The sequence below is a fragment of the Sorangium sp. So ce448 genome, from assembly GCF_051520915.1.
In the GTDB taxonomy this organism is placed as follows: Bacteria; Myxococcota_A; Polyangia; order Polyangiales; family Polyangiaceae; genus Sorangium; species Sorangium cellulosum_B.
On record NZ_CP150343.1, the window covers coordinates 5,970,955 to 5,996,769 of the forward strand.

Annotated in this window: 20 protein-coding genes; 12 read left to right on the forward strand and 8 right to left on the reverse strand. The window is 70.3% G+C overall.

Features of this window, described 5'->3' with window-relative positions:
* Positions 1–238: 238 nt before the first annotated feature.
* Positions 239–397, reverse strand: a complete 159-nt coding sequence (locus tag WMF45_RS22470; RefSeq protein WP_437719700.1) for a hypothetical protein — start codon at positions 395–397, stop codon at positions 239–241.
* On the opposite strand from WMF45_RS22470, the gene WMF45_RS22475 reads away from it, so the two are divergent.
* The 4 genes from WMF45_RS22475 (at position 390) to WMF45_RS22490 (ending at position 3,874) form a co-directional block, all read left to right on the forward strand.
* A complete protein-coding gene (locus tag WMF45_RS22475; RefSeq protein ID WP_437719565.1) occupies positions 390–1,442 on the forward strand; it encodes a formylglycine-generating enzyme family protein in 1,053 nt (350 codons plus the stop codon). The genes WMF45_RS22470 and WMF45_RS22475 overlap by 8 nt on opposite strands.
* 273 nt (positions 1,443–1,715) lie before the next feature.
* A complete protein-coding gene (locus tag WMF45_RS22480; protein WP_437718895.1) occupies positions 1,716–2,450 on the forward strand; it encodes a Uma2 family endonuclease in 735 nt (244 codons plus the stop codon).
* A gap of 44 nt (positions 2,451–2,494) precedes the next feature.
* The gene (gene gstA / locus WMF45_RS22485) at positions 2,495–3,100 is read left to right on the forward strand and encodes a glutathione transferase GstA (RefSeq protein WP_437719566.1); all 606 of its coding nucleotides are present in this window, start codon (positions 2,495–2,497) and stop codon (positions 3,098–3,100) included.
* Positions 3,101–3,166: 66 nt separating this feature from the next.
* Complete coding sequence (locus WMF45_RS22490; RefSeq protein WP_437718896.1) at positions 3,167–3,874, forward strand: DUF4336 domain-containing protein; 708 nt, start codon at positions 3,167–3,169, stop codon at positions 3,872–3,874.
* A gap of 246 nt (positions 3,875–4,120) precedes the next feature.
* On the opposite strand, the gene WMF45_RS22495 is transcribed toward WMF45_RS22490, so the two are convergent.
* Entirely contained in the window at positions 4,121–5,590 is a 1,470-nt protein-coding gene (locus WMF45_RS22495; protein WP_437718897.1) for a protein kinase domain-containing protein, read from the reverse strand.
* Positions 5,591–6,576: 986 nt separating this feature from the next.
* Between WMF45_RS22495 and WMF45_RS22500 the strand changes: the two genes are divergently transcribed.
* Together WMF45_RS22500 and WMF45_RS22505 are read left to right on the forward strand one after the other, a co-directional pair.
* Positions 6,577–8,895 (forward strand): adenylate/guanylate cyclase domain-containing protein, encoded by a 2,319-nt coding sequence (locus tag WMF45_RS22500; protein ID WP_437718898.1) that lies wholly within the window; start codon positions 6,577–6,579, stop codon positions 8,893–8,895.
* 427 nt (positions 8,896–9,322) lie between these two features.
* Complete coding sequence (locus WMF45_RS22505; RefSeq protein WP_437718899.1) at positions 9,323–10,156, forward strand: alpha/beta fold hydrolase; 834 nt, start codon at positions 9,323–9,325, stop codon at positions 10,154–10,156.
* A 30-nt stretch (positions 10,157–10,186) separates the two neighbouring features.
* Here the strand turns inward: WMF45_RS22505 and WMF45_RS22510 are convergent, their stop codons facing one another.
* Positions 10,187–11,452, reverse strand: coding sequence for a sulfotransferase family protein (locus WMF45_RS22510; protein ID WP_437718900.1), 1,266 nt, complete (start codon positions 11,450–11,452; stop codon positions 10,187–10,189).
* Positions 11,453–11,588: 136 nt separating this feature from the next.
* On the opposite strand from WMF45_RS22510, the gene WMF45_RS22515 reads away from it, so the two are divergent.
* The gene (locus WMF45_RS22515; protein WP_437718901.1) at positions 11,589–12,218 is read left to right on the forward strand and encodes a class I SAM-dependent methyltransferase; all 630 of its coding nucleotides are present in this window, start codon (positions 11,589–11,591) and stop codon (positions 12,216–12,218) included.
* 67 nt (positions 12,219–12,285) lie between these two features.
* Here WMF45_RS22515 and WMF45_RS22520 read toward each other — a convergent pair whose 3' ends face one another.
* The gene (locus WMF45_RS22520) at positions 12,286–13,503 is read right to left on the reverse strand and encodes an MFS transporter (RefSeq protein WP_437718902.1); all 1,218 of its coding nucleotides are present in this window, start codon (positions 13,501–13,503) and stop codon (positions 12,286–12,288) included.
* 190 nt (positions 13,504–13,693) lie between these two features.
* Between WMF45_RS22520 and WMF45_RS22525 the strand changes: the two genes are divergently transcribed.
* The gene (locus tag WMF45_RS22525; RefSeq protein WP_437718903.1) at positions 13,694–14,494 is read left to right on the forward strand and encodes a DeoR/GlpR family DNA-binding transcription regulator; all 801 of its coding nucleotides are present in this window, start codon (positions 13,694–13,696) and stop codon (positions 14,492–14,494) included.
* Between the two features lie 88 nt (positions 14,495–14,582).
* On the opposite strand, the gene WMF45_RS22530 is transcribed toward WMF45_RS22525, so the two are convergent.
* Positions 14,583–15,551 (reverse strand): glycoside hydrolase family 11 protein, encoded by a 969-nt coding sequence (locus WMF45_RS22530; RefSeq protein WP_437718904.1) that lies wholly within the window; start codon positions 15,549–15,551, stop codon positions 14,583–14,585.
* 302 nt (positions 15,552–15,853) lie between these two features.
* Complete coding sequence (locus WMF45_RS22535) at positions 15,854–17,830, reverse strand: cellulose binding domain-containing protein (protein ID WP_437718905.1); 1,977 nt, start codon at positions 17,828–17,830, stop codon at positions 15,854–15,856.
* Positions 17,831–17,874: 44 nt separating this feature from the next.
* Here WMF45_RS22535 and WMF45_RS22540 point away from each other — a divergent pair, with 44 nt between their 5' ends.
* Entirely contained in the window at positions 17,875–19,284 is a 1,410-nt protein-coding gene (locus WMF45_RS22540; RefSeq protein ID WP_437718906.1) for a sigma 54-interacting transcriptional regulator, read from the forward strand.
* A 479-nt stretch (positions 19,285–19,763) separates the two neighbouring features.
* On the forward strand, positions 19,764–21,143 hold the full coding sequence (locus WMF45_RS22545; protein WP_437718907.1) for a glycosyl hydrolase family 18 protein: 1,380 nt from the start codon (positions 19,764–19,766) through the stop codon (positions 21,141–21,143).
* An 83-nt stretch (positions 21,144–21,226) separates the two neighbouring features.
* Here WMF45_RS22545 and WMF45_RS22550 read toward each other — a convergent pair whose 3' ends face one another.
* Positions 21,227–22,030 (reverse strand): hypothetical protein, encoded by an 804-nt coding sequence (locus WMF45_RS22550; RefSeq protein ID WP_437718908.1) that lies wholly within the window; start codon positions 22,028–22,030, stop codon positions 21,227–21,229.
* Positions 22,031–22,300: 270 nt separating this feature from the next.
* On the opposite strand from WMF45_RS22550, the gene WMF45_RS22555 reads away from it, so the two are divergent.
* Together WMF45_RS22555 and WMF45_RS22560 are read left to right on the forward strand one after the other, a co-directional pair.
* A complete protein-coding gene (locus tag WMF45_RS22555; protein ID WP_437718909.1) occupies positions 22,301–23,716 on the forward strand; it encodes a protein kinase domain-containing protein in 1,416 nt (471 codons plus the stop codon).
* A 68-nt stretch (positions 23,717–23,784) separates the two neighbouring features.
* Positions 23,785–24,789 (forward strand): hypothetical protein, encoded by a 1,005-nt coding sequence (locus WMF45_RS22560; RefSeq protein WP_437718910.1) that lies wholly within the window; start codon positions 23,785–23,787, stop codon positions 24,787–24,789.
* Positions 24,790–25,065: 276 nt separating this feature from the next.
* On the opposite strand, the gene WMF45_RS22565 is transcribed toward WMF45_RS22560, so the two are convergent.
* On the reverse strand, positions 25,066–25,710 hold the full coding sequence (locus tag WMF45_RS22565; RefSeq protein WP_437718911.1) for a cadmium resistance transporter: 645 nt from the start codon (positions 25,708–25,710) through the stop codon (positions 25,066–25,068).
* Between the last annotated feature and the right edge of the window lie 105 nt (positions 25,711–25,815).

The following is a 25,815-nucleotide window of genomic DNA, read 5'->3' on the forward strand; positions in this document are numbered from 1 at the left end:
GAGCGCCGGAATCGTCGCTCCGTGAACGCGGGCGGCAGCGGCATGGTGCGTGGTGCGCCGCGTTCGCTCTCGCTGTCGGCGCTGCGGCGTGCGGCAGCGACGACGCCGATGGATCGAGCCCGGGTGACGCGGGCGGCGGGGGCACCACGAGCAGCGGAGGTGCCAGGAACAGCGGTGGTACCACGAGCAGCAGCAGCGGAGGCGCGGGTACATCCAGCGGCGGCAACAGTACGAGCGGTCAGGGCAGCGGCTCGGTCTCGGCGAGGAGCGGTGGCAGCGGTGGATCCGGTGGCAGCGCGAGCGTCAACGAGCCATCGAGCTGCGCGCCCGGCGGACCAGGGCTCTCGACGTGCGGCCCGGACGGTATCGAGAGCTGCTGCACCACCCTTCTGGTCACGGGCGGCACGTTCTACCGAACGTACAGCAACAACGGCAGCGGAGCGACCAACACGAGAGATCCCGCGACGGTGAGCTCATTTCGCCTGGATAAATACGAGATGACCGTGGGCCGCTTCCGACAGTATGTCAATTACCTGGTCGCCGGCGGCTCTCCGCCCGCTGCGGGCAGCGGCAAACACATGCATTTGAACGACGGCCAGGGCGTGGCCGATAGCGCGAAGCGCGGAAGCTTCGAGTCCGGGTGGAACTCTAGCACTACTGCGGAAAGTTGCCCCGGATCGGCAGAAAAACCGCCATGGCGCCAAGGTCGCCAAGGGCGAAGAAGGAGTGCCGTCCCGGCATTTTTCCCTCTCATGTCCCTGGTTTCTTGGCGCCCTTGGCGCCATGGCGGTTCGCTTCCCCCTCCGACTTCCCGCAGTAGTGCTAGCTGGAACAGGTACATTCCGACGGGCCAGGGCGCGGCAGCCACGTGGACCAAGAACCTGACCCCCACCGTGTACGGCACCTGGACGGCGAACGCCGGCGACAACGAGATGCTGCCGCTCACGTTCATGAACTGGTACGAGGCCCACGCCTTCTGCATCTGGGACGGCGGCTTTCTACCGACCGAGGCCGAATGGAAATACGCAACCGCCGGTGGAGACGAGCAGCGCATGTATCCCTGGGGCTCGATGGATCCCGGATCTGGCAACCAGTACGCGATCTACGATTGCTACTATCCGAGCGGCAGGCGGGGCACTTGTACGGGCGTCGTGAACGTGCCGGACGTCGGGAGCACGCCGCGCGGCGTCGGGCGCTATGGACAGTGGGATCTCTCGGGCAGCGTGTGGGAGTGGAACCTCGACGTCTACGCGAACTACGTGAGCCCCTGCGAGGACTGCGCAAACCTCACCGGCGCCACGAACCGGGTGCTGCCTGGAGGCGGCTTCCACACGGGGCTGATGCCGTATCTCCTGTCGTCGAATCGCTCGGCGGTCTCCTACGATCCGGCGAACTATCGCGGCGACTACGGCGTCGGCGTGCGCTGCGCGCGCACGCCGTAGCGCCGAGCCGTCGCCGAGGGCGGCCCTCGCGCGACCGGACGCGAGCGAGCTGAGCTCGAGCGCGCGGTGCCACCGCGCGCCGGCGTGCGGCAGCGACGGACGCTGCGCTGGCCGGGCAGGACGAACACGAGGCACCCTGGCGGGGACGCCACAGAAGGGCGGATTTCGAAATGATCACCACCCAGGATCGTCAAGCTGTCGAGCGGCTACGCGGACGCGTCGAGGTGCGCCGCGAACCTTGCTGCGAGGTGGATCCTCCGGCAGGCTTCCGACATGACGTCCCTCGCCTTCGCGATGCCGGCGGAGATCGTCGACCCGAGCGTCGTCGCTCCGCCGGGCGATCTGTACAGCAACGAGCCCCCGATGGAGACCTACCAGCACCTCGTCCAGATGATCGTGCTGCTCGAGAGCCTGGAGCTCTTCTGGAAGGACCGGGCCGACTTCTTCGCCGCGGGGAACCTGACCATCTACTTCAGCCCCAGGCAGCTCAAGGCCGAGCACTTCCGGGGCCCGGATTTCTTCGTCGTGCTCGGCACCGAGCGGAGGCCACGCAAGAGCTGGGTCGTCTGGGAAGAGGACGGCCGGTATCCGAACGTGATCGTGGAGGTGCTCTCGGAGAGCACCGAGGGCACCGATCGCGGCCTCAAGAAGCAGATTTACCAGGACGTCTTCCGGACGCCGGACTACTTCTGGTTCCATCCAGACACGCTCGAGTTCTCGGGCTTCCACCTCGTCGATGGGCAGTACGAGCCGCTCTCCCCCGATGCTTCCGGACGCCTCTGGAGCGCTCAGCTCGAGCTCTTCCTTGGCGTCGAGGAGGGACAGCTCCGCTTCTTCACCCCCGAGGGAGAGCTCGTGCCGGCTGGCAAGGAGCTCGCGAAACGGGCCGAGTCCGCCGAGCAGCGCGCCGAGTCCGCAGAGCAGCGCGCCGAGTCCGCCGAGCAGCAGGCAATGCGGCTGGCAGCGAGGCTCCGGGAGCTCGGCGTCGATCCCGACACCCTGAAGTAGCGTTCGGCGCCCGCGCTCCTCTCGCTCCTCCTGTGCAGAACACGATGAAGCTCTATTTCAGCCCTGGCGCCTGCTCGCTCTCGCCGCACATCGCGCTGCGCGAGGCCGGCCTCCAGTTCGAGCTCGAGCAGGTCCACCTCGGCACGAAGAAGACCCGGTCGGGCGCCGACTTCACCTTGATCAACCCCAAGGGCTACGTGCCCGCGCTCGAGATCGAGGGCGGCGAGGTGCTCACCGAGGGGCCGGTGATCGTCCAGTACATCGCCGATCGGAGGCCCGAGTCCGGGCTCGCGCCCCCGGCCGGCACCCTGGACCGCTACCGGCTGCAGGAGTGGCTGAGCTTCATCAGCACCGAGCTGCACAAGCAGTTCTCGCCGCTCTTCAGGCCGCGGGCGCCGGACGAGCAGAAGAGCGCGGCGAGGGCGCTGCTCGGCCGGCGCTTCGCCTACGTGGCGCACCGCCTCGAGGGCGCGACGTACCTCCTCGGCGAGCGGTTCACGGTGGCGGACGCGTACCTCTATACCGTGACGACGTGGACGAGGTTCGCGGGCGTCGATCTCGGCGGATGGCCCGTCCTCGGCCGCTACAGGGAGCGCGTCGGCGCCCGCCCTGCGGTGCAGGCCGCCATCGAGGCCGAGCGGAGGCGGTAGGCCTGCTTCGAGTCCCCGGGGGGACGCGCCTTGACACCACGATCACGCGCGGCTTTGCATGACGGCATGCTGCGGGCGATCGCCGACGAGGTGTGGGCGTACGAGAGGGACTTCCGGCTGCCGTTCGGCGATCTTCCGGCGCGCACGACGGTCGTGAGGCGGGCCGACGGCGGGCTCGTCATCCACTCGCCGCTGGCGTTCGATGACGACACCGCCCGGGAGATCGACGCGCTCGGCGAGGTGCGCGCCCTCGTCGCCCCGAGCTGCCTCCACCACGTCTTCTTGAGGGCCGCGACCGAGCGCTGGCCGCGCGCGAGCGTGCTCGGGACGCCCGGGCTCGAGAAGAAGCTCTCCGGCCTCCGCTTCACCCCCCTGCCCCGATCCGGCGTGGCGCCGGAGATCGGCGACGATCTCGGCGTACGCCTCGTCGAAGGCGTGCCGTACATCGCGGAGCACGTCTTCCTGCACGCGCGGTCGCGGACGCTCATCGTGACGGATCTCCTCTTCAACGTGCATGAGGCCCGCAGCTTCGCCATGAAGGTCTTCCTCTGGGTGGGCGGCGTGTGGAGGAAGACCGCCCAGGACCACGTGTGGCGCGTGCTCATGAGGGACCGCGCCGCGGCGGCGCGCAGCGTCGCCGACGTCCTCGCGTGGGAGTTCGAGCGCGTCGTCGTCGCCCACGGCGACGTCATCGAGGGCGAGGCGAAGGACCGGACGCGCCGCGCGCTCGCGTGGATCGGCGCCGGGGCTGACCGGCTCCTGCCGGCGAGATGAGGGCTCTCAGGCGGCCGCCTGCGCGCGGCGCAGCCCGATGACCTGCGCCTCCGCGAAGAGCGCGACGGCGAGCGCCTGCGCCGCGACGAACGCGTAGCCGATCGCCGTCGGCTCGAACCAGCCGAGCGCGAGGAGGAGCGCGCTGTCGACGACCCAGAGCGCGTTCGCGACGACGACGGCGACGACGGCCCCCCGCGCCGGGCGCTCGCGCGTGCCCGTGCATGGCGATGAGCAGCGCCGGGAGCGCTACCGGTGCATCGCGATGTCGTTGCGGGGAAAGGGCTTGATGCGTCGGGTCTGCCGCCCGGTGGACGGGATGGTCTTGGTCCGCCCGGGGGATCGTGCGGGGCGCACGGAGGGCTTCTTCTTCGTTGTCGACCGCGAGGCCTCGCTGGCGGGCGCGCTCTCGGGCTGCGCCGCAGCGGCCTGGACCGGCTCCTGGAGCTCCGGCGCGAGCAGCGGCCGGGGTGCGTCCACGACGCTGGCGAGGAGCGTCGACTCGGTCGAGCTCGCCAGCCCGGCGCGGGGGGCAACGGCGGCCAGCGCGGCGCTGTCGGCGGCGGGCGCGGCGAGCCGGACGCCGAAGAACAGGCTGGCGCCGGCCAGCACGGCGCCGATCGCGGCGGCCGCCGCGAGCCGCGCGGATGGCCTCTTGCGCTTCTTTCGGCTCGACCCCGCGCCCAGGACCGCCGTCGTGCCATCTCCGCCCTCGTCCTCGCAGAGATCCGCCTCCACGACCGGTATCGACGGGGACGTCATGACAGGGTTGCGCCGGGTGACCACGCCGTCCTGCGAGCTCACGGGCGGCGCCTCGACAACGCTCTCCACAGCCGCGTCCCCGGCCGCCGGAGCCGGCGTCTCGGTGCCCCACTTGCGCGACGACAGCGCGCGCTCCAGCGCCTCTGCCATCTCCTTCGCCGACCCGAAGCGCGCGCTCGGATCCTGCTGCAGGGCCCTCGCCACCCACTCGTCGACGGCGGCCGGCACGTCGATCCGGTGCGCGCTGGGGGGCGTGAACCGCCCCCTGTGCACGGCGAGCGTGAGCGCCGCGAGCGTCTCTCCGGAGAACGGGGTCCGCCCCGTCATGGCATGGTAGGCGACGACGCCGAGCGACCAGAGATCCGCACGGAAATCGAGATCCCTCGGGCTGACGAGCTGCTCCGGGCTCATGTACAGCGGCGTCCCGACCACGTTCCCCGTCGAGGTGACCCGCAGGTCCCGGACCCGCTTGGCGATACCGAAGTCAAGCACCTTGACGAAGGTCTCCCCGTCCACCTGGGTCAGGAACAGGTTGTCCGGCTTGATGTCGCGGTGGACGATGCCGAGGCGGTGCGCCTGCCCGAGCGCCTTGGCCGCCTGCGTCACGATACGCGCCACCTCGCCGAGCGGCAGCCGGCCCTGGCGGCTGATACGGGTCCTCAGGTCGTCGCCGCGGAGGAGCTCCATCGCGATGTACGGCATGCCCTCGGCCGTCAATCCGTGATCGAGGACCTGCGCGACGTGCGGGCTCGTGATCTGCGCCGCTGCGACCGCCTCTCGCCGGAACCGCTCGACGTAGCCCGGGTCATCCGCGTACTCGGGCGACATGAACTTCACGGCCACCTGAGCCTTCAGCGGAAGCCTATCCGCAACCCAGATGCTCCCCATCCCGCCGCGCCGGAGGATGCGCACGAGCCTCAGCGAAGGCGTCACCATCTGTCCGGTGTGCAGGGGCATACCTCTGCTACTCCTTCTCGCACAGGCCGGAGCCGGTGGTTCCGTCAGCTCCAGCCGACAACTCGCCCGAATGGCGTAAATAGATCACTACGACGCCTTCATTGCCTCTGCAAGAGAAACAAAGTGCTCTCCGCCACGTCAGTCGAACCTGAGTCGCGCCTGAGTCCCGCCTGGGCGCGTGTCGCGCACCCGCGCACATTGAAGCCAACCCGTCTCTTACATCTCTTACATCCCCCAGGAGCGCAGGGGCCACGGAGCACTCCCGTGCGATACGGCCGCATGGACGGACACCCGCCGTGCGCCGGTGTCGGCGCATGAGCGCATGCCGAGCGCCAGGTTCCTCCGCCCGGTCGAAAGCACCCGTCCTCGCGCGCGGTGACGCTGAACAACGGAGTTGAAGGTAGGCCACCTGATGAACAGGTGGGGAGCCCGGGAACAAGCGTGCCTGTCGTGCGGCCATGGCTCGTGATCCACTGCGGCTTCATCCATGAGCTCACCTCGCCACGCCAGATGAGCCCCCGGGGAGAGAGGCTCAACACCTCTTGACTTCGAAAAAAGTCTTTCATTTTACCTCCACAACCACCGTCCGGACAGCACGGAGGGTGGCGCTCGTGTCTCCATCCAGCGCGGGAATCACGAGGACGGGGCAAGACCCATTGGGGTGCCGGCGTCGTCCGACGTCGGAGGGCGGGCCTGTCCGGAGCTCCGCCCGCGCGCTGCGCTCGCGCTTCCCCGGATCACGCGCCGCGACAGACGGGTTGTCTTCTGGAGGAGGATTGAAGCCTCTCGTCTTGTGGATGCCGGCTCACTGAAAGAGTTCACCCAGCCGAGGACGGCCTGGACACCCGCGGAGCTGGCGCGTACGCCGGCGGAGGAAATCCACCCGCGCCGAGGCTGAAGCTGAGGCGTAGGGGTGCGATAAAAAATGAAGCGCGGGTGTCATCGATGGTTGCGTCTACGCGCGCAGGCGTAGAATCGCCGGAACCATGAGCCGATCCCCCTCCGACAAGGACGCGCACAAGAAGGCAACGGTCAGCCCCGTGCCGTCGCGAGGGACCCCGCCGGAGACGATCCCGTCGCGCGCCAGCGCCAGCAGCAGCGCCCTGCCGTCAGCGCCGCCTCCGACACGCAACAGCGCCGGCAGCGGCAGCGCCCTGCCGCCGGCGCCCGCATCGAACCGCGGGGGCAGCACCCTCCCGCCTCCTCAGCAGCACGCGCCGCCGCCGGCGCGCGGCAGCCACTTCCCGGCCGACGCGCGCGTTCGGCGAGATCGGCCGAGCGTCCCGCTCTCTCCTCACGGCGTCTATGCGTCGCAGGAGGCGCGCGGCTGGCGAGAGCGGCCGACCGCCGCGGCCGCGGCCGCGGCGCGCAGCGGCTACACCTTGCAGGATCCGTTCGACCGGTGGGACCCGCCCGAGGGCGCCCCCGCGGCGCCCGCGACCCAGCCGCCCGAGCCGCCGAGCTCGCGTGTCCCGGAGGGGTCGCGCCACGACGACGCCGGCCGTGGCCACGCGCCGGCGTCGTCGCCGGCCAGGCGCACGGCGACCGGCGGGCTGCCCGCGCATCAGCCCGCGCCGCCGGCCAGGTCGACCGTGGGGCGCGAGCCGCAGCGGCTCCACGAGCCGCACGGCGGAGGCCACGACCCGTACACGCCCATCAACCAGATCCTCGGCTACACGCGCCTGCTCGTGGCGTCGCTGCAGGGCAAGGTCGCGCCGCAGCACATCGAGGACATCCGCAACATCGAGCTCGCGTCGCGCAAGCTGCTCACCATCGTGCAGGCGATGGAGAACGGCGACGAGGACGCGCCGTCGAGCGTGAAGGTCAGCATCCCCTCCCCGCACGAGGAGCCCGCGGTCCACGCCGAGATCGAGGGCAGCGGGCGCGGCACCATCCTCGTGGTCGACGACAGCCGAGGCAACCGCGACGTCCTCTGCCGGGTGCTGCAGAACAACGGCTACCGCACCGCCTCCGCCGAGGACGGACCTCGCGCGCTCGGGCTCGCCGCGCGCGAGCGCTTCGACGCCGTGCTGCTCGACGTGAACATGCCCGGGATCAGCGGCCTCGGCGTGCTCTCCGCGCTGCGCCAGAGCCGGTCGCAGGCCGAGCTCCCCGTGATCATGGTGACGACGCGCGGCGCGAGCGAGGACGTCGTCGAGTCGCTCAAGCTCGGCGCCAACGACCACGTGACGAAGCCGATCGACTTCGACATCCTGCTCGGGCGGCTCGACACGCAGCTCACGCTGAAGCGCTCGCGCGAGCAGCTCTCGCAGCTCGCGGCGGAGCTGTCGGTCAAGAGCGAGTTCATCCGCAAGACGTTCGGCCGCTACCTGAGCGACGACGTGGTGAACCGGCTGCTCTCCTCGCCCGAGGCCCAGCTCCTCGGCGGCGAGGAGCGCGAGGTGACCATCATGATGACGGACCTCCGCAGCTTCACGACGATGACCGAGAACATGCCGCCCGACGTCGTCATGCGGCTCCTGAACGGCTACCTCGGCGAGATGGCGCGCATCATCGTCGCGCGCGGCGGCACGATCATCGAGTTCATCGGCGACGCGATCCTCGCGCTCTTCGGCGCCCCGTTCCCGGCGGGCGACGACACCCGCCGCGCGGTCGCCTGCGCGCTGGAGATGCAGATCGCGATGGACGCGGTGAACGAGAAGAACAGCGCCGAGGGCCTGCCGACGCTGCAGATGGGCATCGCGCTCAACACCGGCCCGGTCGTCGTCGGCAACATCGGCTCCGAGGCGCGCACGAAATACGGCGTTGTCGGCGCCCAGGTGAACCTGACGTCCCGCATCGAGTCGTGCACGGTGGGCCGCCAGATCCTCATCGCGGACACCACGCGCCGCGCCGCCGGCGCGGGGCTCCTGCTCGGCCAGAGCCACGCGCTGGCCGTCAAGGGGTTCTCGAACCGCGTGCTTGTCCACGAGGTGCTGGGCCTCGACAACCCCGAGCGGCTCTACCTGCCCGAGCGGCGGGTCGAGATCCTCTCGCTCTCGTCGCCGCTGCCGGTCGTGTGCGCGCGCCTCGCGGGAAAGCGGGTGGAGGGCGAGCCGCAGTCCGCCTTCATCCTCGGGCTCTCGCCCTTCGGCGCCGTGCTGCGGATCCATCCCCGGCCCGCGCCCTTCACGAACCTCCAGATCCACCCGTCCGGCGCGCTCGCCGAGCAGCTCGGCGGGGAGCTGCATGCGAAGGTGATCGAGCTCGACGCGCGCGCCGACGACGTCGTGCGCATCCACTTCACGTCGTCGCCGCCGGGGCTCGCGGCGTTCGTCCAGAAGCTGCACCGCGCCGAGGCGTAGCGGCTCGCGGCACAGGCAGGCTCGCGTCTGGGTGGTTGGGACGCCGCCGAGCCGCCCGGCCCCCGGAGAGGGTGTCCGTCGCGTGGGACATGGGACGAACTCGAGCCCTCCCCTGGTCCCGGGGAGCGGACGGCGGGCCAACTCACGGTCTCATGGAAAAGAGCGAGAAGGTGATCTCCGGGGCGCGCTGCGGGAGCCTGATCGTCAACAGGCATTTCGTTCACCTCGAACCCGTGCTCCCGGAGGAGCCGTATCGGCCGGGCGAACGGCTCTCCTCGGCTCCGAGGACATCGACCTGCGTGTAGCCCACGGCGACGCGCTCCTGGGAGAGCACCTTTGCTTCGAACAGGCGCCTCGCCTACGCTCCGCCCTCGCAGCGCAACACGGCCCCTTCACGCGGCCCCACACACCGAGGTAATAGACGCACATGCGTTCCCTGACCGTCGCGGGCCCTGCGGGCGCGCTCCACATCGTCGATCATCCGGCCACGGGCGCTCCTGCCGCCGCGGGCGCGGGTCCCTCGAGCGAGGCGCCGCCGGTCGTGCTCGTGCACGGCATGGTCGGTCACGCCGGCTTCTGGGAGGCGCCGCTCGCGCACGTCGCCGGCCGGCGGCGCGCGGTGGCCATCGATCTCCGGGGGCACGGCGCGTCGGAGCCCCCGCCCGACGCGGACTACGCTCCCTCCGCGTGCGCGGCCGACGTGCTCGCGGTCCTCGACGCCCTGGCGCTCCCCCGCGTGGCGCTCGTCGGCCACAGCTACGGCGCGCTCGTGGCGCTCGCCGTCGCGGCCGACCATCCGGAGCGGGTCGCGCGCCTCCTGCTCGCAGACCCGCCCCGGGATTTCACGCAGATCCCGGCGGAGGTCCAGGCCCAGCACTTCCCGCCCTACCTCGCCGCCCTCGCGGCGGACGGCTGGCGTGACACCGCCGTTGCCACCTTCAGCGAGGCGCTCGCGGGCAGCACGCCCGCGACCCGGGAGACGGTGCTGGCGCGCGTCGCCGCCACGCCGCACGACCGGATGCTCGGCATGTCCCGGCATTTGCTGGAGTTCGAGGCGGTGAACGCGCTGGACCGCTACCTCACCGCCCCGGGCGCCCGCGCCCACGCCATCCTCGCCCCCTCGAACGCATGGCCGCAGAGCCTGCACACGCTGAGGCCCGCGCTCACGGCGGTCGTGCTGCCGGAGACCAGCCACTGGCTGATGCTCGACGCGCCGGCGGCGTTCGCCGCCGAGCTCGAGGCATGGCTCGACGCCGCCTGAGCCCGGAATACCGCGCTCCCGCTCTCCGGCTCAGCCCCGCCCTGGCTTCCCCGCGGCGAGCTCGCCGAACCGCTCCAGGTAACCGCCGAACCGGTCCAGCACCTCCCGCTCGGTGAGCCCGAACTCGTCGAGGGCGTAGCGATGGACCCCGCAGCGGTGCTGCGGGTGCTCGCGCATCCACCCCTCGATCCGCGCGGCGGCAGCGCCGTCGAACCCGAGGCCGAAGCGCTCGTGGATGCGCCGCACCAGCCCGGCGGGATCCGCGGTCAGCTCCTCGTAGCTCGCGTCGAAGAACCGCGCCGGATCGAGCCGCGCGCGGGCCTCGAGGAAGCGGTCCATCATGGCGCCGAGCAGCTCGAGGGCCCCCAGGCCGACCGCGCGCGGATCGACCCGCCGCTGGTGCATCGCGCGCGCGGCCGCGACGAGGCTGCAGAACGACGGCACGACCCGGAGCGGATCCCGGTGCGTCATCACGATGCACGCGTCCGGATACACCTGCAGGAGCGCGGCGATCGACGGCAGGTGGAAGGGAGACTTGAGCACCCAGCGCCCCTCGGGGCGCCCCCATTGCAAGACCTGCAGCTGGCGGCGGTGATGCTGGTAGTCCGGGACGAGGTCCTGCGCGAGCGCCCACCTCCGGTACGACGGCGTCTCGGCGCGGACACAGGGGAGAAGGGTGTTCTGCATCAGGAACACGCACTCTTCCGGGCCGTCCGCGGAGAGCTCGTGGATGGTGGCAAAGATCGGACAGACGGCGTGCGCGAAGCGGACGCGGCGCCTCGCCGCCGCGCGCCGGGGGTCGCGTGCCTCGTGCTCGGGACGGACCGGCGGCGACGGCGCCTGGAGCCGCCAGAAGCGCGGCGCGTGCGCGTCCGGGTGCAGGATCATCAGGTTGTGCAGCAGCGTCGTGCCGGTCCGCGGATAACCGACGATGAAGACCGGGCGCGGCGTGCGCTGCTCGGCGATGCGCGGCTCGCTCCGCACGTCCTCCCGCAGCAGCAGGCGATTCGCGATCTGCCGCTCGATCTCGTCGCCGAAGCCGAGCCTCCCGAGAAGGGCCAGATCGGCCTCGTCCTCGAGCGAGGCGGAGAGGACCCGCAGCCCCTCCCAGAACCAGCCCTCGCCGGGATCGGTCAGGCCCGTATGCCGCCGGGCGCGCTCGAACAGGACATCGACGTCCAGGGGAGCGAGCGCGCGCAGGGCCGAGCGCCCCATCCGCGCCCCCACCGCGTTGAGCGCGCGGAACGGCATCGACACGCGGTACGGAGGAGGGGTCGATCCGGTGGGTCCGTGCATGCGCCGCCCTCAGGGTAGGCGCGCGCGGCACGGAGGGATAGCGCCGAACGGGCGGGCGTACGCGGGCCACGCGGCGGCTGCGCCACGAGCGCATCCGATCCTTTTCGGCCGGGCGCTCCGGGCCCACACTGCCGCCATGCACGACGACAGCGCCCCCCGGCACTCCGCGCTCACCGAGAAAACGCTGGCTCACTACGACGATCACGCCCTTTCGTTCTGGGAGGGCACGCGCGATCACGACGTCTCGCAGAACCGCGCCGCGCTGCTCGCGGCCCTGGAGGGGGCGGGCCCGTTCACGATCCTCGATCTCGGCTGTGGCCCCGGGCGCGACCTCGCGGCGTTCCGGGCCGCGGGGCACACCCCGGTCGGCCTCGACGGCTCCGCGCGGTTCGTCGAGATGGCGCGGCGGCACGCGGGCTGCGAGGTGCTCCACCAGGACTTCCTGCACCTCGACCTCGAGGCCGGGCGCTTCGACGGGATATTCGCCAACGCGTCGCTGTTCCACGTGCCGAGCAAGGAGCTGCCGCGCGTGCTCCGCGAGCTCCACGCCGCGCTCCGCCCGCGCGGCGTCCTCTTCAGCTCGAACCCGCGCGGCGACGATCGGGAGGGGTGGTCGGGCGATCGGTACGGCTGTACCTGGTCGCTAGAGCGGTGGCGGGAGCACGTGACCGCCGCCGGGTTCGAGGAGATCGAGCACTACTATCGACCGGCGGGCCGGCCGCGCGAGGAGCAGCCGTGGCTGGCGACGGTGTGGCGCAAGCGCTGAACCGTCGGCGAGAGCAGCTCACAATCCATCGCCCCGAAGCGGGCGGAGACGCGCGGGGTGCCCGCGGTCAGTGCGCCCTGATCACCTGCGGGCGCGCGGGCGTGCGGGCGGCGGGGGCGCGGGAGGCGGGCCCGCGGATGACCGCCGGGCCCAGCGCGACGATCACGAGGGCCAGCGCGACGACGAGGGCGAGGCCGCCGCGCAGGGTGAGGCGATCGGAGACAAGGCCGATGGCCGGAGGCCCGACGAGAAAGCCGCCGTACGACAGGGTGGCGAGCGTCGCCAGCGCCTTGCCGGGCGCGACGCCGGGGGCGCTCGCCCCGGCGCGGAAGACCAGCGGCACCACGACGGACAGTCCGGCGCCCACGCACCCGAACCCCAGCAGCATGGCGATGGGGGCGTTGGCGACCAGCGCCGCGCCAAGCCCGGCTGCGACCACGACCCCGGCCGCGCGCACGACCCGATCGGCGCCGAACCGCTGCGTCAGCCCGTCCCCCGAGAACCGCCCGACGAGCATCGCCAGCGAGAACGCAGCGTAGCCGGTCGCCGCGAAGGCCGCGGTGGTGTGGAGCTCGTCGCGGAGGTAGACGGCCGACCAGTTGGCCATCGCGCCCTCACCCACGGACGAGCAGAACGCGACGAGGCCGAGCAGGAGGAGCCCTGTCGAGCGTGCGGTCCCGGGGACGGCCGCGGTCGCGGGCTCGAGGCGCGCGTCGGCCGAGAGCGCCCTGCCCTCGCGCGCGACGGCCGCGGCGAGGACGGCGGCGACGGCGGCGAGGTGCGCCGCGGGCGGCAGCGCCCGGTCGGCAGCGAGCGCGCCAAGGGCCGCCCCGATCAGCCCGCCGAGGCTGAACATGCCGTGGACGGAGGCGAGGATGGGCCGACCGGAGCGCCGCTCGACCTCGACGGCCTGCGCGTTCATCGCGACATCCATGAGGCCGTTGCACACGCCGAGCAGCAGCAGGGCCGCGACGAGCGCCGCGAAGGAAGGGGCGAGCGCGGGCAGGGGCAGCGCCGCGCACAGGAGCAGGGCCGAGACCCGGGTGATGCGCCGGCTCCCGAAGCGGGCCACGAGCGGCCCGGCGGCGCGGAAGGCGAGCAGCGCGCCGCAGGCGAGGCCGAGCAGGGCGAGGCCGAGCAGGCCGTCGCGCAGCCCGAGCCGCTCGCGGACCGCAGGGACACGCGCGGCCCAGGACGCGAAGGCGATGCCGTTCGCCACGAACATGACCGAGACGGCGCGGCGGGCGCGCGCGACGTCGTCGACGACCGAGAGGGAGGCGCCCATCACGGCACCCCCCGCGCAGGACCAGGCGAGCCGCTGGCGCACAGCCGCGGCCCGGGGAAGGCCGTCCGGAGGACGGCGTTGAAAGTTGGAGGCTCCCCGGAAGGTTCGTGCATTTTCGTGAACATCAGGGAAAGATCATGGGGCCGGATTGGTCCGGAGCAAGCAACTTCGTGCATAAACAGGAACAACCGTGCAAAACAACGCAGACACCTCCGGCCTGATGGTGGCCGAGCGGCGCCAGCATATTCTCGCGGTACTGGAACGTGACGGGAAGGTGGTGGCGGCGGAGCTGAGCCGTGCCTTCGGGGTCTCGGAGGACACGATCCGGCGCGATCTGCGCGAGATGGCGAACGAGGGGCTCTTGCAGCGGGTTCACGGCGGCGGCCTGCCCGTCTCGCGGGTGAACCCGAGCTTCCCTGCGCGCGAGCGGGAGCGGCCGAAGGCCAAGGAAGAGCTCGCGCGGGCCGCGGCGACGTTGATCAAGCGGGGTCAGGTCGTGTTCATCGACAGCGGGACGACCAACGTGGCCGTGGCGCGCCACCTCCCGCGCGATCTCGAGGCGACGGTCGTGACCAACAGCCCTCCTGTCGCCATCGCGCTCTCGGAGCACCCGCGGGTGGAGGTGGTCCTGCTGGGCGGGCGCGTGCGCAAGGATCCGCTGGCCGCCGCCGACGGGGTGACCATCGCGGGGGTGCGCCAGATCCGGGCGGACCTCTGCTACCTCGGGGTGTGCACGCTCGATCCCACGTTCGGCGTCACCACGCTGGATCTGGACGAGTCGTACGTGAAGCGGGCGATGGTGGAGGCGTCGGCCGAGGTCGTCGCGCTGGTGACCGCGGACAAGCTCGGCACGGTGTCGCCGTACGTGGTCGCGCCGCTGAGCGAGCTCACGTGGCTCTTCACCGAGCGCGGCGTGTCGAAGGAGGCGCTCGCGCCCTACCGGGCCGCGGGCGTCACCATCACGCAGGATCTCGAGGTGGAGCCGGCCTGAACCAGCCGGTCAGAGAGCCTGCCACGACGTCCAGGAGGCGCAGGCTCGCGCTGGCCATGCCGATCTCGAGGTGCCTGGACGCCCTCGCCTATTTCACGACGACCTTCGCCGTCGTGAACTTGACTGTCCCGCTGTTGTTCTGGGACTCGACCAGCAGCTTGACCTCGTGCAGGTTCCCCAGGGGAAGGCCGAGCGCTTCCCATTTGGTGAAGTGTTCGGAAATGGAGATGGTGCCGCACGTGCGAGCCGTCCGCCGGATGCTGAAATATTGATCGAACGTCTCGCTATTCCCCGTGATGGCCGGCTTGTTCACGCGGGTCTTCTTCCACACGTCATAGGTCTCGCCATCGGCGGTGAGCGTGCCGACCTCGTCCCGCGGCGTCCCGTCGGAAGAAAACCCTGCCGGCTTCACGCTGCCCCAATCGTCGAGGATGTAGAACTCGCGCAGCGGGTTGACCGTCCAGCCGTAGATGCCGATGTACGTCAAGCCGCCGTTCTCCTCCGTCTTGGTATGCGCGAACTCCGCCGAGAAGGTGCCGATCTGGGCGTGCTTCCGGGTCTGGTTATAGTCGAGCCCGACGCGCGCAAGGAAATCCTCGACGTTGTTCCATTTCGCGCTGAACGCGGCGTCGACGCCGTGCACGGTCATGCAGCCCGTCCCGCTTCCCTCCGCCCAGAGCTCATAACCGTAACCATTGCCCGCATTGCCTCGGCTGTTCGAGCAATACTCCTTGCCTCCGGTCAGGGGTGTCGCCGGCGGGCAGGTGGGCGCGCCGCTGCCCGTGGACCCGCCTTCGCCGGTGGACCCGCCGCCGTCGCCGGGGGAGCCACCTCCACCCGTCGCTCCGCCAGCACCAGGGAGCCCGCTGCTGCTGCTGCTGCTGCTGCTGGTCGCGCCGCCGCTCCCCGTGACGCCTCCCGTAGAGGAAGCAGCGTCCGCGCCTCCGGTGCCCGGTTGACCACCGCCTCCGCTCCCGACGGTGGATCCTGCGATCGATCCGCCGCTCCCGTCGTCGTCCTTCCCCTCCCCGGAGCCGGAACAGCCCGTGAAAGCCACGGCAGCGAGGCAAGCGGCAAGAGTACCCAGCGACCAACGGGACGGAGCGAGAAGCTTCATGGCTGGAGCATGCCAGGGGTTGCACAGGGTGATCAAGAGAGGCGAACCGCTGAAAGCGCAGCTCGTCGTCGGATCGCCGCATCGGGCAGAAGTTTCCAGACCCGCGCGAACATCGCGTTCCATGCGCTGCGCGACGCGGGAGGGCTGAAGGTCGACGGCGTGCCCTCCACGAAGCAGCCATCGTGGCGCGGTGACATGCCGCAGCCGAGGTGGGCCTGTGTCCGAAGAGAGAGATCTCCCCTCTAGGGCACCGTGTCTCGACGGGAAACCGACGAGGAGCGGAAGTTGGCTATCTTCGCGTCGACCTCGGCGGACGACAGGATCGCGTCCTCGGCGAAATAGACCCAGTCGACATCCTCATGGTATGTCCGCGAGCTGCCCTTTGCCGCATCGAGCTCATCGTACCAGAGGTTGAAGAAGATGAATTGGTCCACCTCTGGAGCGTACATGGAACCGTGCGTCGCGCGATGCACCCCATCGATGTAATAGCTGATGGACGTGCTGGTGACCTGGAGAACGAGCGTGTGAAAACCGTTGAAGTTCGCGGAGACCGAGCTCGAGATATTCACGTCCGACGTCTCCCACGAAGTCAGCCACATCGTGCTCGTGTTGCCCTGGCCCCAGCCGCCGTTGGGCATGTACTCGAAATCCTGCTCCGAGTAGTCCGGGTCGCCGTCGGCCCATTCGGTCAAGGTGAAGAAGGTCTCGACGGGCTTGTCGGCGTAAAAACGCGTGCCGGACAGCGGGGTGTCGTTGAATTTGACCCTTGCAGCGTAGGTGCCGAAGCGGAACTTCTGGGCGTTGGTGATCACCTCGGCCTGCGAGGTGGTCGCTCCGGTGCCGCTCGTGCTCGCCTTGAGGCGCATCAGCTTGTTCGTGGAGCTCTGCGGGTCAGCGACCAGTGAAACGTTGGATTCCAGCCACGCCGCGTCGCTCACCCCCGGCGCCCCCGACCAGCTCCGCAGCGACCACCAGCTCGTGAAGCTGGCGTCGCTGGTCCCGTTGTAGCTGAAATCGTCGAAGAACTCGGCCGTGACCGCGCTGCCGGCCCGGGTCGTCGCGCTCGCCTGATTGGAGGCGGCAGACGCGCCGCCCCCATTCAGGGCCGTGACCTTGTAATAGTAGGTGGTCGACGCAGCCAGGCCGGTGCTGTCATAGCTGGTAGAGGTCACGCCGCTGGCGATCTGGTTTCCCGTGCCAGGCGTGAAACCCGACGTTGTCGATCGGTAGACGGCATAGCTCGTCGCACCGCGACTCGCCGCCCAGCTCAGGGAGATCGCGCTCGCGCTCGACGCCGTGGCCGTCAGGGAGATCGGCGCCGGAGGCGGCGACACGCTGCCGCTCGGCGGCGTACCGCTGCGCAGGCCGCCCGTGGGCGCGGAGCCGGCGTCGTGCACGGTGATACGGCTGAAGTTGGAGAAGGTCGTCTGGGTTCCGTACGAGTAATCGTCGGTCTCGACGACGTTCGTGTCGAACTCGATCCCGAGGTCGATCGGCTGGGTCGTCGCCCCCGCAGCCAGGCTCCCGGCGGCGCTGGTGAAGCCGATCTGCACGTAACGATCGGCGCCCGTAGAGGCCACCGTCCCCGTCGTCAGCGTGATTCGGCTGCAGCCCGGGCCCCACCACCAGCACGCCGGGGTCACCGTCCTCGCGCCGTTCTTCGTGAACCAGTAGCGCAGGACGATGCTGCTCAGCGGTATCGGGGCAGCGGTGTTGTTGCGGATCTTTATCCCGGCCTCGATGATGGTGTCGTTCGGCGCGGCGGCGTCATAGTTGCTGTACTGAACGGTGAAGTCGGTCGTCCCGGCGGAGCTGCCGCCCGGGTGACCGCAGGTCGAGAGCGCGACGAAGATGCCCAAGCACGCAAGGCGGAGGGCACGGGCCCGCAAGAAATCGGCCATCCCTTCGAGGAGCGTCACACGTGTGCGCCGGCCAGTCCGTCTCGTCTGCTCGACAGCATGTAGATATCTCGAGTTCATGATTGTCAATCGTGCTCCCTTCACGCCCGCATCGCGCGACATCGCCGAGCCGCGCGGTCTGGGTGTTTCAAAGTGCTTACCGGCCGATCCGCCGTCGCCCGGTCTGGGCGAGACAGCCGCCTTCAAGCACGGCACGTGCCAGCGCTGATCAGCGCTGAATCGGGCTTCGAAGCGATGGTTCAACGGATCATTACCGGGAGTGCGTACGAGGGCGATCCCGGCGATCCCTTTGGGTGCCATCGGCCTCGCGTGACGTCGGCGCGGAGGCCTGCTGAGATGGCAGCATGCCTCCGCTGAGCGACGACGATGCCGCCTCCACCGAACTCCTGCCCGGGCCGGTGCGCCCCGCCGCGGCCGGGGCCGAGAGCTTCGCCCTCTCCGTCATGGCGGGCCCGGACGAGGGCCGCCGGTTCACGGTGGCGCCGGGGCTGCCCTCGCGCGTGCTCGCCGGCACGAGCCCCGCCTGCGACATCTCCCTCACCGATCGGCTCGTTTCGCGCCGCCACGCCGCCTTCGAGCTCGCCGGCGCCCGGCTCCGCGTCACCGACCTCGGATCGACGAACGGCACCTTCGTCCAGGGGATCCGCGTCGGCGACGCGTACCTCCAGGGCAGCGAGCTCGTCCGGATCGGCGAGACCGTGCTCCGCGTCGAGGCGCTCGGCGTCATGCAGGCGGCCGAGCTGTCGCCCGCCGTGCAGTTCGGCAGGCTCCTCGGCGCCAGCGAGGAGATGCGGCGGCTCTATCCGCTATGCGAGCGCATCGCGGCGTCGAGCGTCCCCGTCGTCATCGAGGGCGAGACAGGGACCGGCAAGGAGGTGCTCGCGGAGGCGCTCCACGAGCAGGGGCCGCGGGCGGCCGGGCCGTTCGTGGTCTTCGACTGCACCGCGGTGCCGCCGACGCTCGTGGAGTCGGCGCTCTTCGGGCACGAGCGCGGCGCCTTCACCGGCGCGAACGAGACACGCCGCGGCGTCTTCGAGGAGGCGCACGGCGGCACCCTGCTGCTCGACGAGATCGGCGATCTCGACCTCAGCCTGCAGGCCAAGCTGCTGCGCGCGATCCAGCGATCGGAGGTGCAGCGCGTCGGCTCGAACCGCTGGATCCGCGTGGACATCCGGGTGCTCGCGGCGACGCGGCGCGATCTCGAGCGGGAGATCCAGGCGGGTCGGTTCCGGGACGATCTGTTTTTCCGGCTCGCGGTGGCCCGGATCGAGCTGCCGCCGCTGCGCAAGCGGCGGGGCGACGTCACGGTGCTCGCGCACCACTTCTTCCGGCAGCTCGCGGGGCGCGGCGCGCTCTTCCCGCAGGGGTTCGGCGAGCGGCTGGAAGACTACGACTGGCCGGGCAACGTGCGCGAGCTCTACAACGCCGTGGCGCGGCGCGTGGCGCTCGGAGAGGCCGCGCCGATCGAGATCACCCGGGCCGGACTGGCCTCCCCGGACGCGCCGGCCCCGGCCTCCACACCTGCAGGCGCGCGCGGAGGCACGGAGCCCGGGACATCCGGCGACGTCATCGAGGAGATCCTCGCGCTGAACCTGCCCCTCCCGCGCGCGCGGGAGCGGGTCGTCGAGCACTTCGAGCGGCGCTACGTTGAGCGCGTCCTCGCGCAGCACGGGGGCAACGTCAGCAACGCGGCGGCCGCGTCGGGCATCGCGCGGCGGTACTTCCAGATCCTGCGCGCCCGGCGCTCCACCTGACGCCCGCGGGGCCGGCGCGCGGGTCGATAGGCGCGCGACAGGCCCCGGGCTAGCTCCAGGCGGCCCGAGAGCGCCGGATCGCCGGGGGTGATCCAGGAGTTCCCACGCTCGCGATCGAGGCGATCGCGGTGCGATCTCCCCGATCGCCCACGCGCGCCCCCGGCTTGCCGGGCGCGATCGCCGCGCTTCGGCTCCAGGAAGAGGTCAGCGACGGGCTGCCCCGACGCCGCGCGCCCATCGTCGGGGCCATGATCACGACTGGTACATCGCTTGCTCTTCCCTGAAGCAGCAGCGCAGTTGCATCGGGCCACGACGACCCGGCCGCGCTCGGTACCACGATGTCCCCATCAACGGGTGGTGATCGAGGTCGAGCCCAGCGGCGAGTCACGGCCCAGCGGCGCCGGATCGCAGCATGGCAATGCTGCGTTCGGCGAGACCACCATCGGCGATCGTTCATCTCTCGTCGAAGAAAGGCCACCATGTCTCTCCATCTTTCCAAGATTGCTCCCAAGCTTTCACTTCTCCTCGTCGCCTTCACCGCGAGCGGGCTCGGATGCCTTGCTTCCAGCTCGCCGGAGGAGCTCGAGGTGGATCAGAACGAATCCGCCGCGTGCGCAGACTTTCCGGAGTGGCAGAAGGATCAGCCGTATGTCGCGGGGGACATCGTGAATTACGAGGGGTCGGCCTACATTGCCAAGTACGACAATCCCGGCTTCATCCCGACCGTCAGCACGTACTTCTGGGAGCCGTACTCCGGCTGCAGCGACAGCTCCGAGCCCGCCGAGGGGTCCAGCTCCGAGCCCACCGAGGGCTCCAGCTCCGAGCCCACCGAGGGGTCCAGCTCCGAGCCCACCGAGGGCTCGTGCAGCTATCCGCAATGGCAAAAGGATCAGCCGTATGCCGCGGGGGACATCGTGAATTACGAGGGGTCAGCCTACATCGCCAAGTACGACAATCCCGGCTACATCCCGACCGTCAGCACGTACTTCTGGGAGCCGTACTCCTGCGGCGGCAGCCCCGGCGACGACGGCAGACCCCGCGCGGGCTTTGGGCTCCCCGAAAAGGTCGTCGCTGGCTACTACCCCAACTGGACGGAAGCGCCCGTCCGCATCCGGGACATCAACAGCAATTACAACGTGATCTATCTCTTTGCCGCGAGGCCCTTCGGAGGATCGCCCGGCACCACGGGCGCCGTCTACTGGGAGCCGCCGGGTGATGGCAAGGGAGCAGCGACGAACCTGAAGGCCGACATCGAGTACGCACGGACGACCCAGGATCGCAGGATCATCCTCTCCGTCGGCGGCGAAAACAATGGCATGAGCTTCCCGACGCGCGCGAAGTCGGAGAAGTTCGTCGACAGCGTGATCGGGATCTACGACAACCTGGGTGGGTTCGACGGCCTCGACTGGAACACCTTCGAGGCCAATCAGGCCCCCGACACCTCCGAGATGATCTGGATCAGCCAGGAGCTGAAGCGGCGCATCCCCGGCTTCGTCATCACCGCGCCTCCGGCCCCTTGGAACAGCCGCGACAAGACGTTTTGCAAGGAGATGGTGGACGCCGGCGCCATGGACTACGCGGCCCCGCAGTACTACGATGGCCCCGACCTCGCCGAGCAGTCTTACATCGTGAACAGCGTGAACGAGTGGGTCTCGCTGCTAGGTCCGACGCACGTCGTCGTGGGGTTCGGGCTCGCGGACCGGCAATACTACATGTCGATCGACGAGGCGATCCCCACGTGGAATCAAGTCGAGAGCAACCACCCGGGGCTCCGCGGCGTGTTCGACTGGGAGATCCACGTCGACGAGAGCAAGGGGTGGCAGTTCGCCAACGGCGTGGGACCTCTCGTCACGGACTGAAGCGGGATCGCGTGGAGCGCGCAGCGATTCCGCCCGCCGATCGCGGACAGCGCGCGCTCCCCTCGATTGAAGGAGATCTGCGCCTATCGGTAGAAGGCGACGTCGTCGATCCAGATGTCGAACGCCTGCTCCTTGTCGAAGAAGAACTCGATGGCCCAGAGCCGCTCCAGGGCGGGCGCCAGCAGCTGTTTACCGTAGGGCTCCTGCTTGAGGCACTCCACCGGAATCTTGAAGTGCTTCCAGTCGCTCTCCAGAAAGACGGGCTTGTGGAAGTGATTGTTGCATTCCCCCTCGTCTTCGTTGCAGATGCCCCCCAGGTGATAGGTCTGCTGATCGATGAACATCACCTTCATTTTCCTGGTGGAGCCCTCCTCGGCGCGGGCCCAGAACGTGAGCCCACGGTACTCGGACGCGTCGTAGTAGGCCTCGTCGTCCAGATGGAAGCCGACGCCGGCTCCCCAGAGGAGGAAGCCGTCATCGGCGCTCGTGTGCACGGCCCTGGTGCTGGCGCCGCGCGGAGGGTCGAGGGTGCTCACGAGGTCCGCCGGGTCCGCAGGATCCTGCGTTCCTTCCGGTGACTCGTCGTTGTCCTCGAACCAGAACCCTGCCCAAGGGTTCGACCCGTTCCCTCCGGAGATCCGGGTGTCTCCGTCTTCCATGTCGTCGATCATCGACAGGGCGAGGCTCTCCCCGGGCAGCACCGCGAGGATCTCGCATGGATCTCCCTCGCCGCCGCCGCCGCTCCCGGCCGCTGAGCCCGCTGCGCCACCGCCTCCGGAGCTCTGGTCCTCGGGCTCGTAGACCTTGTCGAAGCCGAAGAGCTGCGCACATCCGAGCCCGAGCAGCGCCATGGCACATCCGCCGGCGCACCGAACGAAAGCCAGCATCGTCTTCATTTTCATGTGAAATTTCGAGAGGTTTTGGTCGCGGAGGATATCAGGGTGGCCGCCGAAATGGAATGATGCCCTCATCGAGTCATACGGCTGTAACCGATCAGTCAGCGAGCGACCACCGGCCATTCCGCCGCGCGATGGCGCAGACCGACGGAGCGTGTCCTAGATCTTTACTGGAACACTGAAAAAAGCGCTTCGATCCCTCAGTTCCTGAGTGCAGGCGTCGCGTACGCTGGTGTATAAGTGCGCCTGCTGGTGGAACCCATGTCGCTGAGTCTGGACGACGGGATGCTGTTTGCTGGCAGGTACCGCGTGGTGCGCGGAATCGCCAGCGGCGCGATGGGCGCGGTCTACGAGGTTCTGCACATCGAGACGGAGCGCCGGCGGGCGCTCAAAGTGATGCACTCGCACCTCGCCGGCAACCCCGACTTCCAGGCCCGGTTCAAGCTGGAGGCGCGCGTCGCCGCGCGCATCGAGAGCGACCACATCGTCGAGGTGTTCGACGCCGGGATCGACGCCGAGACCGGCAAGCCGTTCCTCGTGATGGAGCTGCTCCGCGGCACGCTGCTCGACGAGCGCGTCCGCCGCGCCGGGCGCCTACCGCCGGAAGAGGCCGTCGCCTTCCTGCGCCAGACCGCCATCGCCCTCGACAAGACACACGCCGCCGGGGTCGTCCACCGCGACCTCAAGCCTGCCAACCTCTTCCTGGCCGAGACCGACGACGGGGCGCCCCGGATCAAGGTGCTCGACTTCGGCATTGCCAAGCTCGTCGTCGAGACGGCGGCGGACTCGGCGGCGACCGCGGTCCTCGGCACGCCGCTCTACATGGCGCCCGAGCAATTCAGCGGCGAGTCGGTCTCGCGGGCCGCGGACATCTTCGCCCTCGGCATGATCGCGTACACGCTCCTCGTCGGCAAGGCGTACTGGCTGAACGACAGGCGGAAGTACGACAGCGCGCTCGCTTTCGCGACCCTCGCCGTGAACGGCCCGCAGGAGCCCGCGTCCGCGCGCGCGGACGCCGAGGGGGTGAAGCTGCCTCCGGGCTTCGACGCGTGGTTCGCCAAGGTGACGGCCCGCGCCCCCGAGGCGCGCTTCGCCACCGCTTCGGCCGCGGTCGAGGCGCTCGCCGAGGTCTTCGACCTGCCCGCCGCGCCGGTGCGATCATCGCGCCTGCTCCCCGCGGAGACCCCGAGTGGACATGAACCCCTGAGCTCCCGCTCCTTGTCGCTGCCGAGCGACGTCCAGCTCCCGACCGCGACCGTGGTGACCGCGCTGCCCCCCACGAAGCCATGGAGCCGAGCCGCGATCACCGCCGCGGTGCTCGTCCTCCTCGGCGGCGGCGCCTTCGCCTTCGCCTCGCTGAGCCGCGGCGCGCTCCCCGCCGACAGGAGCGCGGAGCCCGCGCAGACCGCGGGGGACGCGCGCTCGCCCGCCTCCGCGCCCCCGGAAGTCCGTCCGACGCCGCCTCTCCCCGACGCCTCGGCGACAGCCACGGCGCCGGACGTCGCGACGCCGGCTCCCGAGGCCTCCGTGCCGCTGGGAAAGGGCAGCCGCGCGCTCGCCACCGCGACGGGGGCGGCGCGCGCGTCGCCGCCGCCGGCGCTCGGCTCACGGCGCAGGCTCGCGCCAGCCGCGTCGGCCGCGGAGCCGAGCCCTGAGCTGCTGTACAAGCCGGACTGAGCACGATGGCAGGGCGGACACTCCTTTGCCAGGAGCGAGCGGGAACGATGGTATCTGGCGGCTCACGCATGCGCTTCTCTTGGTTCCGGTCCACCTGCCTTGGCGTGCTGGGCGTCGCCGTCGCGGCGCCGGCCAGCGCGCAGGCGCTCGCCGTCGCGGAGTCCCACTTCGACCGCGGGCGCGCCGACATGCTGGCTGGCCGGTACGAGACCGGCTGCCCTGCCCTCGCCGAAAGCCAGCGTCTCGATCCGCGCCCGGGGCGGCTGTTCACGCTCGCCGAGTGCGAGGCCAAATGGGGGCGTATCGCGACCGCGGTCGCTCGCTACAACGACTATCTCGCGATGGTTGATCGCATGAGTGAGGCCGAGCGGGACAAGCAGGCGGCGAGACGCAAGATCGCGCTCGGGCAGCGCAGCGCGCTCGCGCCGCTCGTGCCGCAGCTCACGCTGTCGCTGCCGCCGGGCGCGCCGGCGGGGACGCGCGTGCAGTGCGACGGCATGGCGCTGGAGCAACCCTCGCTCGGCGTCGCGCTCCCCGTCGATCCCGGAGAGCACGTCGCGACGACGCAGACGCCGGGAGGGGCCGTGACCGAGACGCGATTCACGATCGACCGGTCGGAGTCGAAGGCGATCGTGCTCGAGGTGAAGTCCCCGGCGGCCGCCAAGCCGCCGCCCGCCAAGCCGCCGGCGCCGGTGCCCGCGCCGGATCAGGGGCCCAGCGGCCTGCGGGTGGTCACCTATGTGGCGGGCGGGCTCGGCGTGGCCGGGCTGATCGTCGGATCGGTGACCGGGTGGATGGCGCTCGACGCGAGCGGCGTCGCGGCCGACAACTGCAGGGACGTGAGCCCCGACCGGGCGCGATGCAAGCCCGACGGGCTCGACGCTGGCAACCGCGCGAAGCAGCTCGGGCTGGTGAGCACGGTCGGCTTCGGCGCCGGCGTGGCGCTCACCGGCGCGTCGGCGCTGCTCTTCCTGCTGGAGCCATCCCCGCGCCGCCAGCCGGCGCCCGAGGTGAGCTGGGAGCTGACGGCGGGCCAGGCCGGAGGGGGCGTCGTGGTGCGTGGCCGCTGGTGACGCGGCTCGCGCGCGCCGCCGCCGGCCCGTGAGCCAGCGCAACGGTTCGGCCCCGGGGAGCCGTCCTGCCAGGGATATGTCTCGCGAGCGAAGAGAGATTTGACGCAAAGACGCCAAGAACGCAAAGGCGCAAACCTGCACAAATTTGTTCTTTCTTGCGCCTTTGCGCCTTTGCGCCTTTGCGTTGAATTCTCTCTCTGGATCCCCGGCCGGACTCCGCGTGGGTGGAACTGGCGCGACGCTCTCACCAAGGTGAGCTCACGACGCTCCAGGGCACTACCCCGCACGGACAAGCACGAGGGAGTCGGACAGGATCCAGAGCCCGAGGCCGATCAACACGAACGGCAGCGCCGCACGGCCGAAACGCCGGATGCGCGTGCCCAGGACCGGGTGGTTGACAACGCGGTGCCCGAGCGCGCAGAAGGCGCCTGTCATGACCGCGAACACGGCCGCATGAAGCGGGATGTGCGCAGGAGAGCTGGAGAACAGCGGGATATAAACGCCGAGGTTGTCCCCGCCGTTCGCGACGGTCACGCTCGCCACGGCGATCACCTTGAAGCGCGACGCGCTGCCATGGGGCTCACGCGCGCTCTCCGCTGCGCCTGCTTCGTCCGCTCCGCTCGCCACGCCTGCTTCCCTGGCCCTGGAGCCCCGCCAGAGCGCCCAGAGGCCTCTCAGGCCGAGCGCCAGGGGAGCCAGGCCGAGCAGGCCGATCCATCCGTCCGGCACGCGGACCGCGAGCAGCGCACACGCGACGCTCGCGATCACGAGCGCCGCCATGCCGAGGAACTGGCCGGCCACCACCTGAGCTGGGGTAAAGCCTGGATCCGCGAAGAAGGCCGAGAGAAGGAGGAGGTCATCGATGTTCGTGGACACGAACACGACAACGCTCACCCCGAGAATCGGAAGGATCTGCTCCATGGCGCGCCCGCGGACGTACCACCCCCCGCGGCTCGCGTCTGCTCGGGGGGGCGCCGGCGCCGCGGGCACCGCTCCGAGCCGGCCGACGCCGGAGCTCACCCGGGG

Excerpts from the sequence above, each read along its gene's own strand:
- WMF45_RS22480 (WP_437718895.1), top strand. The coding sequence starts at position 1,716 with ATGACGTCCCTCGCCTTCGCGATGCCGGCGGAGATCGTCGACCCGAGC.
- gstA (WP_437719566.1), top strand. The coding sequence starts at position 2,495 with ATGAAGCTCTATTTCAGCCCTGGCGCCTGCTCGCTCTCGCCGCACATC.
- WMF45_RS22490 (WP_437718896.1), top strand. The coding sequence starts at position 3,167 with ATGCTGCGGGCGATCGCCGACGAGGTGTGGGCGTACGAGAGGGACTTC.
- WMF45_RS22495 (WP_437718897.1), bottom strand. The coding sequence starts at position 5,590 with ATGCCCCTGCACACCGGACAGATGGTGACGCCTTCGCTGAGGCTCGTG.
- WMF45_RS22500 (WP_437718898.1), top strand. The coding sequence starts at position 6,577 with ATGAGCCGATCCCCCTCCGACAAGGACGCGCACAAGAAGGCAACGGTC.
- WMF45_RS22505 (WP_437718899.1), top strand. The coding sequence starts at position 9,323 with ATGCGTTCCCTGACCGTCGCGGGCCCTGCGGGCGCGCTCCACATCGTC.
- WMF45_RS22510 (WP_437718900.1), bottom strand. The coding sequence starts at position 11,452 with ATGCACGGACCCACCGGATCGACCCCTCCTCCGTACCGCGTGTCGATG.
- WMF45_RS22515 (WP_437718901.1), top strand. The coding sequence starts at position 11,589 with ATGCACGACGACAGCGCCCCCCGGCACTCCGCGCTCACCGAGAAAACG.
- WMF45_RS22520 (WP_437718902.1), bottom strand. The coding sequence starts at position 13,503 with ATGGGCGCCTCCCTCTCGGTCGTCGACGACGTCGCGCGCGCCCGCCGC.
- WMF45_RS22535 (WP_437718905.1), bottom strand. The coding sequence starts at position 17,830 with ATGGCACCCAAAGGGATCGCCGGGATCGCCCTCGTACGCACTCCCGGT.
- WMF45_RS22540 (WP_437718906.1), top strand. The coding sequence starts at position 17,875 with ATGCCTCCGCTGAGCGACGACGATGCCGCCTCCACCGAACTCCTGCCC.
- WMF45_RS22545 (WP_437718907.1), top strand. The coding sequence starts at position 19,764 with ATGTCTCTCCATCTTTCCAAGATTGCTCCCAAGCTTTCACTTCTCCTC.
- WMF45_RS22550 (WP_437718908.1), bottom strand. The coding sequence starts at position 22,030 with ATGCTGGCTTTCGTTCGGTGCGCCGGCGGATGTGCCATGGCGCTGCTC.
- WMF45_RS22555 (WP_437718909.1), top strand. The coding sequence starts at position 22,301 with ATGTCGCTGAGTCTGGACGACGGGATGCTGTTTGCTGGCAGGTACCGC.
- WMF45_RS22560 (WP_437718910.1), top strand. The coding sequence starts at position 23,785 with ATGCGCTTCTCTTGGTTCCGGTCCACCTGCCTTGGCGTGCTGGGCGTC.
- WMF45_RS22565 (WP_437718911.1), bottom strand. The coding sequence starts at position 25,710 with ATGGAGCAGATCCTTCCGATTCTCGGGGTGAGCGTTGTCGTGTTCGTG.